This window comes from Bradyrhizobium sp. (genome assembly GCF_049798375.1).
Classification (GTDB): domain Bacteria; phylum Pseudomonadota; class Alphaproteobacteria; order Rhizobiales; family Xanthobacteraceae; genus Bradyrhizobium.
The window spans coordinates 1-9,187 of sequence record NZ_JBARGP010000045.1; the positions used below are offsets into that span (position 1 = coordinate 1).

Here is a 9,187-nt window from a genome sequence, read left to right on the forward strand (position 1 = left end):
AAGATCAAGCTGAAGGTCATCCGCAAGGGCGTCGACAATCCGCTCGACATCACCTTGATGCGCGACAACATCCGTGTCCGCTCGGTGCGTTCGCGCGTCGAGGCCGATGACGTCGCCTACATCCGCATCACCACCTTCAACGAGCAGACCACCGAAGGCCTGAAGAAGAGCATCGCCGACCTGCAAGGCCAGATCGGCGACAAGCTGAAGGGCTACGTCATCGACCTGCGCAACAATCCGGGCGGCCTGCTGGAAGAGGCGGTGACCGTCTCCGACACCTTCCTGGACCGCGGCGAGATCGTCTCTACCCGCGGCCGCAACGCCGAGGAAACCCAGCGCCGCGTTGCGCATCCGGGCGACCTCACCAAGGGCAAGCCGGTGATCGTGCTGGTCAATGGCGGCTCGGCTTCGGCGTCCGAGATCGTGGCCGGCGCCCTGCAGGACCATAAGCGGGCGACGCTGGTCGGCACCCGCTCGTTCGGCAAGGGCTCGGTGCAGACCATCATTCCGCTCGGCGCCGGCAACGGCGCGCTGCGGCTCACCACCGCGCGCTACTACACGCCGTCGGGCAAGTCGATCCAGGCCAAGGGCATCGTGCCGGACATCGAAGTGCTGCAGGACGTGCCGGATGAGCTGAAGTCGCGCACCGACACTAAGGGCGAGGCGTCGCTGCGCGGCCATCTGAAGAACGACGGCGACGAGAAGACCGGCTCGCAATCCTACGTGCCGCCGGATGCGAAGGACGACAAGGCGCTGAAGATGGCCGACGACCTGCTGCACGGCATCAAGAGCAGCTCCAATGCGGTCCCCGGCGCTCCCGCCGCGACCGACACCGCGACGACCGACAAGGCTTCCGCGGACAAGCCGGCCGCGAACGACAACAAGCCGGCTGCGACCGACCAGCCGACGTCGAAGCGGAACTGATTCGCACCTCGCACCAGTCTGATCGATTCGATCGAAAAGGGCGGCCCTCAGGCCGCCCTTTTTGCTGCACGCGCTGTGCGTCCGCGGCGTCCGCCCTGCTACGGTGATTGGGTATGGGCTCTGCCGCGGCGGCGGCCTGCCGTGGTATCGTAGGCCCGACTGATTCGGGAAAATCGATGACAGAAACGGCTGACGAGCTGAGCACTCCGCTCGGACAGACTGAGCCACGTCGCAAGCGCCGGTTTCGGCTTCCCTTCACCGCCCCGCAGGCGCTCGCGGTGATGCTCGGCCTGTTTCTGGTGACGTTCGCGGGCTTTGCCATCTTCGGCGACAATCCGCTTGGCGGCGAACCGGTCGCGCGCGTCGCCATCAATGAAGGCACCAAGCCGGCCGACGCTAAGGCCAAGGCGGCCGGCAAGGCCGCCAAGCCCGATGCCGCAGGCGAGCATGGCAACGAACGCGGCGCGGCGCCGGCGGCAAAGCAGGACGCCGGTGCCGAGCGCAAAACCGTGACCATCATCGACGGCTCCAGCGGCACCCGCCAGGAGGTTCCGATCGGCGCGGGCAGCGCTGACAATGCCGAGCCCGGCGCCGCCGCTCCCGCAACTCCTTCCGCCGCCATGCCCGGCATCAATCCGAAGCTGCTGGAACAGTCGCGCTACGGCATGATCCCGGTCGCCGTCGACGGATTGAAACCGTTCGCCGCCTATGCGGCCGATGCCGATCGTGCCAAGGCCGCGAAGATGCCGGTGGTTGCGATCGTGATCGGCGGGCTCGGCGTCGGCGCCGCCAAGACCACAGACGCCATCGTGAAGCTGCCGCCGGCGGTGACGCTGGCCTTCACGCCTTATGGGTCTGATCCTTCAAAACTTGCCGAGCGGGCGCGCAGCCAGCGCCATGAGATCCTGCTGCAGGTCCCGATGGAGCCCTACGACTATCCGGACAATGATCCGGGCCCGCAGACCCTGCTCGCGACGCTCGGCCCCGACCAGAATCTTGATCGGCTATACTGGCATATGAGCCGCCTGCAGGGTTACGTCGGCGTCGCCAACTTCATGGGTGCGCGCTTCGTCGCCACCGAGAACGCGATGCAGCCAATTGTCAGCGAAGCGGCGAAGCGCGGCCTCGCTTTCTTTGACGACGGCTCAGCGCCGCGCAGCGTCGCGAGCTCGCTCGCGACGGGCCAGGCGATGCCGTTCGCCAAGGGCGACGTGGCGATCGACGCCGTGCCGACTGCGGTCGAGATCGACCATGCGCTGGCCAAGCTCGAAAGCCTCGCCAAGGAGCGCGGCACCGCGATCGGGACGGCTTCGGCGCTGCCGGTGTCGATCGAGCGCGTCGGGGCCTGGATCAAGGGGCTGGACGCCAAGGGTATAATGCTTGTGCCATTGACAACGGCGATGCTGAAATCAAAATCGAACTGAGCACGGTCGGTCACATGCCGGCGCGGCGTGGTCGGGCCTGACAGACCGTGGGCTATCGACCGCAGGAAGGCTTTGACGGAATGACACGCTACGAGGACCTGCCCTACCGAACCTGCGTTGGCCTGATGTTGATCAACAAGGAGGGACTGGTCTTCATCGGGCGACGTGCCGGCGGCATCGAGCATGTCGACGAGTCCCATGTCTGGCAGATGCCGCAGGGGGGCGTCGATCCCGGCGAGGACGCCTGGGAAGCCGCCCAACGCGAGCTCTACGAAGAGACCAGCGTCCGCTCGGTCGAGAAGCTCGGCGAGATCGAGGACTGGCTGACCTACGACATTCCGCGCACCGTGGCGGGCCGCGCCTGGAAAGGCCGCTATCGCGGCCAGCGCCAGAAATGGTTCGCGCTGCGCTTCACCGGAAAGGACGCCGAGATCAATGTCGCGAATCCCGGCGGCGGCCACAAGGCCGAGTTCATCAACTGGCGCTGGGAGCCGATGAAGAATCTCCCTCACCTGATCGTGCCATTCAAGCGTCCCGTCTATGAACGGGTGGTCGAGGAATTCGCCTCGCTCGCGGGCGCATCGCGTTGAGCGACCGGCTCTATCGTCCGAATGTCGGTATCGCGTTGTTCAACGCCTCGGGCGAGGTGCTGATCGGGCGCCGCTTCCGCGATGACGGTCCGGAGATCGTCCTGCCAGGGCTGGAATGGCAGATGCCGCAGGGTGGCGTCGATCCCGGCGAGGATCTGCGCGAAGCCGCGCGGCGCGAATTGTGGGAGGAAACCAATGTCAGGGATGCCGATTTCCTCGGCGAGACCGACTGGTTGACTTACGAATTCCCGGCCTATGACGGACCGCCGCACCGGTTCGACAAATTCCGTGGCCAGCGCCAGAAATGGTTCGCGCTGCGCTTCACGGGCAATGAGGCTGACATCGATCCGCTGACGCCACGCAATGGCCAACCGGCCGAGTTCGATGCCTGGCGCTGGGAGCGCCTCGCGCGCGTCCCGGACATCGTGGTGCCGTTCCGCCGCGAGGTCTATCGTGAGGTGGCGCAACAATTCTCGGGGTTTGCGAGACCACTGTAACCTGGCTTCGCTTGTGCCGCCTAACAGCAAAAATGGCCGGGCGATGCCCGGCCATTCGACAATTGATGTCTCGCGAGTTCTCGGGCTCGCCGCCGGCTTAATGAAGCGCTGTGGTGTTGACCTGATGCTGGATGGTTTTGAAGTGATCCAGCCGCTCGATGGCGCGATCGAGCTCGTTGCCTTCTTTCTCGGCGAGCTTGGCCTCCATGGCGGAGATCTGCTCGGAGAAGGCTTCGCGATCGAGCTCGGCCATCGAGGTGGCGACCTCGGCCAACACCGTCAGCCCCTTCTCGGAGATTTCGGCGAGGCCGCCGAGCACGATGATCTTCTGATGCGTGGAGCCCGTCGTCACGGTCAGGATGCCCGGCCGGATCGCGGCGACGAACGGCGCGTGTCCGGCGAGCACGCCGAAATCACCCTCGAGGCCGGGAACGTCGACTTGGTCGACCTCGCCCGAGAACGCGATCTTTTCCGGCGAGACGAGATCGAAATGGAAAGTGGCCATGAGTTACCTGCGAATAGCGCGTGGCGAATAGCGAATGGCGGGACGTGAAGAGGAAGCAGCGAACAGTCAGTTCTATTCGCTACTCCCTATTCGCCATTCGCCCTGTTAGGCCGCTTCAGCCGCCAGCTTCTTGCCCTTCTCGACCGCCTCGTCGATGTTGCCGACCATGTAGAAGGCGGCCTCCGGCAGGTGGTCATACTTGCCTTCACACAGGCCCTTGAAGCCCTTGATGGTATCGGCGAGGTCGACGAACTTGCCCGGCGAGCCGGTGAAGATTTCAGCGACGTGGAACGGCTGCGACAGGAAGCGCTCGATCTTGCGGGCGCGCGCGACGGTGAGCTTGTCCTCTTCCGACAGCTCGTCCATGCCGAGAATGGCGATGATGTCCTGCAGCGACTTGTAGCGCTGCAGGATCTGCTGGACCTGACGCGCGGTGGCGTAGTGCTCTTCACCGACGACCAGCGGCGACAGCATGCGCGAGGTCGAGTCGAGCGGGTCCACCGCCGGATAGATGCCCTTTTCCGAGATCGCGCGGTTCAACACCGTAGTCGCGTCCAAGTGGGCGAACGAGGTGGCCGGCGCCGGGTCGGTCAAGTCGTCGGCCGGCACGTAGATGGCCTGCACCGAGGTGATCGAACCCTTGGTCGTGGTGGTGATGCGCTCCTGCAGCGCGCCCATGTCGGTGGCGAGCGTTGGCTGATAGCCCACCGCCGACGGGATGCGGCCGAGCAGCGCCGACACTTCCGAGCCGGCCTGGGTGAAGCGGAAGATGTTGTCGACGAAGAACAGCACGTCCTGGCCCTGGTCGCGGAAATGCTCGGCGACGGTGAGGCCCGTGAGGCCGACGCGGGCGCGCGCACCCGGCGGCTCGTTCATCTGACCGAACACCAGCGCACACTTCGACTTGACGCTCGGATCCGGGTTGTGCGGATCGGCGTTGACCTTGGACTCGATGAACTCGTGATAGAGGTCGTTGCCTTCGCGGGTGCGCTCGCCGACGCCGGCGAACACCGAGTAGCCGCCGTGCGCCTTGGCGACGTTGTTGATCAGCTCCTGGATCAGCACGGTCTTGCCGACGCCGGCGCCGCCGAACAGCCCGATCTTGCCGCCCTTGGCGTAAGGCGCGAGCAAGTCGACGACCTTGATGCCGGTGACGAGGATTTCAGCCTCGGTGGACTGTTCGGTATAGGAAGGCGCGTCCGCATGGATCGGGCGCAGGCCTTCCGCCTGCACCGGGCCGGCTTCGTCGATCGGCTCGCCGATCACGTTCATGATGCGACCGAGCGTGCCGGCGCCGACCGGCACCCGGATCGGTGCGCCGGTGTCGCTGACTTCCTGGCCGCGCACGAGGCCTTCGGTGGTGTCCATCGCGATGGTGCGCACGGTGGATTCACCGAGATGCTGGGCGACTTCGAGCACCAGGCGGTTGCCGCCGTTCTTGGTCTCGATGGCGTTGAGAATGGCCGGCAGATAGCCTTCGAACTGCACGTCGACGACGGCGCCGATGACCTGGGTAATGCGACCGATCTGGTTGGCTGCGGTAGCCATGAATATCTCTCCTTACGATCCGAACTCTTGGGACGCGGTCTGTCCGACCGGAAAACTTTGTTTGGCTGCCCTGAAGCAGAGGGCAGATGGTGTGAGCGTCAGATCGCCTCGGCGCCCGAGATGATCTCGATCAGCTCCTTGGTAATCATGGCCTGGCGGGTACGGTTGTAGATCAGCGTCTGCTTGCGGATCATGTCGCCCGCATTGCGGGTGGCGTTGTCCATCGCTGACATCTGGGCACCGTAGAACGAGGCGTTGTTCTCGAGCAGGGCGCGGAAGATCTGCATGGCGAGATTGCGCGGTAAAAGTCCGGCGAGGATCTCGTCCTCCTCCGGCTCGTATTCGTAGAGCGCCGTCGGGCCGGCGTTGGCGGCCGGGGCTTCGATCACGAGCGGAATGATCTGCTGCGCGGTCGGGATCTGCGCGATCACCGACTTGAATTGCGCATAGAACAGCGTGCAGACGTCGAACTCGCCGGCCTGGAAGCGGGCGATCACCTTCTTGGCGATATCGTTGGCGTTGGTAAAGCCGAGCTGACGCACCGAACGCAGCTCGACATGCTCGACGATCTGCTTGTCGAACTGGCGGCGCAGCTGCTCGTAGCCCTTGCGGCCGACGCAGAAGAATTTGACCTCTTTACCCTGGCTCATCAGGGACAGCGCGCGCTCGCGCGCCAGGCGCACGATCGACGAGTTGAACGCGCCGGAGAGGCCGCGCTCGCCGGTGCACACCAGCAGCAGGTGCACCCGATCCTGGCCAGTGCCCGAGAGCAGCCTGGGCGCCGTCGACGAACCGGCCGCGGCGCTCGCGATATTCGCGATCACCGCATCCATCTTCTCGGCATAGGGACGCGCGGCCTCGGCCGCGGTCTGCGCGCGGCGCAGCTTGGAGGCCGCGACCATCTGCATCGCCTTGGTGATCTTCTGCGTCGCCTTGGTCGAGGCGATGCGGACCCGCATGTCTTTCAGTGACGCCATTGTTCGTCTCTAGCCCAACCCGGTGATCGGCCTGTCGGCTCCAACCACTCGACCTCACCTTCGTCATGCCCGGCCTTGTGCCGGGCATCCACGTCTAAATCCTTACCACGCCTAGGGCGCGGATGGCCGGGACAAACTCAGCAAAGACGCGCTTGGCGCTTTTGCCCGGCCATGACAGCTTGGCTTACGAGAACGTCTTCGCGAAGCCTTCGACCACCGCCTTCAACTTGTCGGCACTGTCGTTGGAGAGGTCCTTGCTGTCGCGGATGGCGTTGAGCAGGTCGGCGTTCTTGCCACGCAGCACCGACAACAGGCCGTCCTCGAAAGCTTTGACCTTGTTGAGCGGCAGCGCGTCCAGATAGCCGTTGGTGCCGGCCCAGATCACGCACACCTGCTCTTCCATCTTCAGCGGCGAGAACTGCGGCTGCTTCAGGAGCTCGGTGAGGCGCGAACCGCGGTTCAACAGGCGCTGGGTCGCGGCGTCGAGATCGGAGCCGAACTGCGCGAAGGCCGCCATTTCGCGGTACTGCGCCAGCTCGCCCTTGATCTTGCCGGCGACCTTCTTCATCGCCTTGGTCTGCGCCGAGGAGCCGACGCGCGACACCGACAGGCCGACGTTCACCGCGGGACGGATGCCCTGGAAAAACAGGTCGGTCTCCAGGAAGATCTGGCCGTCGGTGATCGAGATGACGTTGGTCGGAATGTAGGCCGACACGTCGTTGGCCTGGGTTTCGATGACCGGCAGCGCGGTCAGCGATCCGGCACCCAGAGTGTCGTTCAGCTTCGCCGCACGCTCGAGCAGGCGGGAGTGCAGATAGAACACGTCGCCCGGATAGGCTTCACGGCCCGGCGGGCGGCGCAGCAGCAGCGACATCTGGCGGTAGGCGACGGCCTGCTTGGACAGATCGTCATAGATGATGACCGCGTGCATGCCGTTGTCGCGGAAATACTCGCCCATGGTGCAGCCGGTGAACGGCGCCAGATACTGCATCGGCGCCGGATCGGACGCGGTGGCCGCGACCACGATGGAGTATTCCAGCGCGCCCTGCTCTTCCAGCACCTTGACGAACTGGGCCACGGTCGAACGCTTCTGGCCGATCGCGACATAGACGCAATACAGCTTCTGGCTTTCCGGCGCGCCCGCGACGTTGAGCGGCTTCTGATTCAGGATGGTGTCGAGCGCGATCGCAGTCTTGCCTGTCTGGCGGTCGCCGATGATCAGCTCGCGCTGGCCGCGGCCGACCGGGATCAGGGCGTCGATGGCCTTGAGGCCGGTCGACATCGGTTCGTTCACCGACTTGCGCGGAATGATGCCGGGCGCCTTGACGTCGACGCGCTTGCGTTCGGTGGCCTGGATCGGGCCCTTGCCGTCGATCGGATTGCCAAGCGCGTCGACGACGCGACCGAGCAGACCCTTACCGATCGGCGTGTCGACGATTGCGCGGGTGCGCTTGACGGTCTGGCCTTCCTTGATCTCGCGGTCGGCACCGAAGATGACGATGCCGACATTGTCGGTCTCGAGGTTCAGCGCCATGCCGCGGGTGCCGTTCTCGAACTCGACCATCTCACCGGCCTGGACGTTGTCCAGACCGTAGACGCGGGCGATACCGTCACCGACGGACAGCACCTGTCCGACTTCGGAGACTTCGGCTTCCTGGCCGAAATTCTTGATCTGGTCCTTGAGGATCGCGGAAATTTCCGCGGCGCGGATGTCCATCAGCCTGCCTCTTTCATCGCGTGCTTAATCGAATTGAGTTTGGTGCGAAGCGAGCTATCGATCATGCGGCTGCCGAGCTTAACGACAACACCGCCAATGATCGCAGGATCGATCTTCACGTTGAGCATGACATCCTTGCCGGCCACCGACTTCACGGCGTCCTTGAGAGCGTCGAGATTCTTGTCAGACAGGGCCTCGGCGACGGTAACGTCGGCCATGACCTCGCCCTTGAACTTAGCGACCAGCGCATTGAAAGCGCGGATCACGTCGGCAACTGCAAACAGGCGGCGGTTGGCAGTGAGCACCTTCAGGACGTTGGCAGCGGCGCCGGTGATGCCGGCCTTGTCGAGCACAGCGGCCAACGCCCTCTGCTGCGTGTCGGCACCGAACACCGGGCTGCGGACCAGCCGCTTCAGGTCGGCGCTCTCCGCCAGCATGGCATTGAACTTGTCGAGATCGGCCTTGACCGCGTCGACGGATTTCTCGTCGCGCGCCAGCTCAAACAGAGCCGTCGCATAACGACCGGACACACCGGATACGGATGGATCTTCAGCAGCCACAGGCGCGCTCTTTTTGCAGATGTCAAACCCACAAGGAAAAACCGTCGCACAGTGCATGTGCGAAATGGTCAAGCCCTTGGAATTCAAGCAGGACTTTGATTTCCGACCGCTGCGTGAGGTGCGCGATCACGAAAAACGGCGCTTTGCTAACATAGCGAAAGCGCAGCCGCAACAAGACGGGGCCCCTCATTGGCGCCTTATCGCCGTGCGTGTTGCTGCGGCCGACGAAAGTCCTCCTGACGCCGGCGAGCCCGCGACCAAGCCCTTCGGTGTTATTGCACCTGCAACGCTAAGCGGGGGTTCCTTGCTCTGTTGCATGGCGGCCATGACGTCAGAGGGATTGCACGCTTTTGGGCACTGGAACGCGGCCCGGCCGGTTTACTTGACGAAAACTTACCCACCCCCGTCAAAACTTACATTCCGAGTAATTCGAAGTATTCGGTTA

General features: G+C 64.3%; 9 protein-coding genes. 4 read left to right on the forward strand and 5 right to left on the reverse strand.

Features of this window, described 5'->3' with window-relative positions; genetic code table 11:
- From WA702_RS01480 to WA702_RS01495, 4 genes are all read left to right on the forward strand, one after another.
- The coding region (locus WA702_RS01480) for a S41 family peptidase (RefSeq protein WP_425108752.1) at positions 1–924 on the forward strand (924 nt) is incomplete at its 5' end.
- Between the two features lie 176 nt (positions 925–1,100).
- Positions 1,101–2,348 (forward strand): divergent polysaccharide deacetylase family protein, encoded by a 1,248-nt coding sequence (locus WA702_RS01485; RefSeq protein ID WP_425108753.1) that lies wholly within the window; start codon positions 1,101–1,103, stop codon positions 2,346–2,348.
- Between the two features lie 80 nt (positions 2,349–2,428).
- Positions 2,429–2,938 (forward strand): RNA pyrophosphohydrolase, encoded by a 510-nt coding sequence (locus WA702_RS01490; protein ID WP_425108754.1) that lies wholly within the window; start codon positions 2,429–2,431, stop codon positions 2,936–2,938.
- Positions 2,935–3,435: an RNA pyrophosphohydrolase gene (locus WA702_RS01495; RefSeq protein WP_425108755.1), complete on the forward strand. Its 501-nt coding sequence runs from the start codon at positions 2,935–2,937 to the stop codon at positions 3,433–3,435. The genes WA702_RS01490 and WA702_RS01495 overlap by 4 nt, the downstream gene beginning before the upstream one ends.
- A gap of 97 nt (positions 3,436–3,532) precedes the next feature.
- Here WA702_RS01495 and WA702_RS01500 read toward each other — a convergent pair whose 3' ends face one another.
- The 5 genes from WA702_RS01500 to WA702_RS01520 form a co-directional block, all read right to left on the reverse strand.
- Entirely contained in the window at positions 3,533–3,940 is a 408-nt protein-coding gene (locus tag WA702_RS01500; RefSeq protein WP_425108756.1) for a F0F1 ATP synthase subunit epsilon, read from the reverse strand.
- 105 nt (positions 3,941–4,045) lie between these two features.
- Complete coding sequence (atpD, locus tag WA702_RS01505) at positions 4,046–5,488, reverse strand: F0F1 ATP synthase subunit beta (protein ID WP_425108757.1); 1,443 nt, start codon at positions 5,486–5,488, stop codon at positions 4,046–4,048.
- 98 nt (positions 5,489–5,586) lie between these two features.
- Positions 5,587–6,465 carry a F0F1 ATP synthase subunit gamma gene (locus tag WA702_RS01510; RefSeq protein ID WP_425108758.1) on the reverse strand — a complete coding sequence of 293 codons (879 nt, stop codon included), beginning with the start codon at positions 6,463–6,465 and terminating at the stop codon, positions 5,587–5,589.
- Positions 6,466–6,649: 184 nt separating this feature from the next.
- A complete protein-coding gene (gene atpA / locus WA702_RS01515; RefSeq protein ID WP_425108759.1) occupies positions 6,650–8,182 on the reverse strand; it encodes a F0F1 ATP synthase subunit alpha in 1,533 nt (510 codons plus the stop codon).
- Entirely contained in the window at positions 8,182–8,742 is a 561-nt protein-coding gene (locus WA702_RS01520) for a F0F1 ATP synthase subunit delta (protein ID WP_425108760.1), read from the reverse strand. The genes atpA and WA702_RS01520 overlap by 1 nt, the downstream gene beginning before the upstream one ends.
- Positions 8,743–9,187 lie beyond the last annotated feature (445 nt).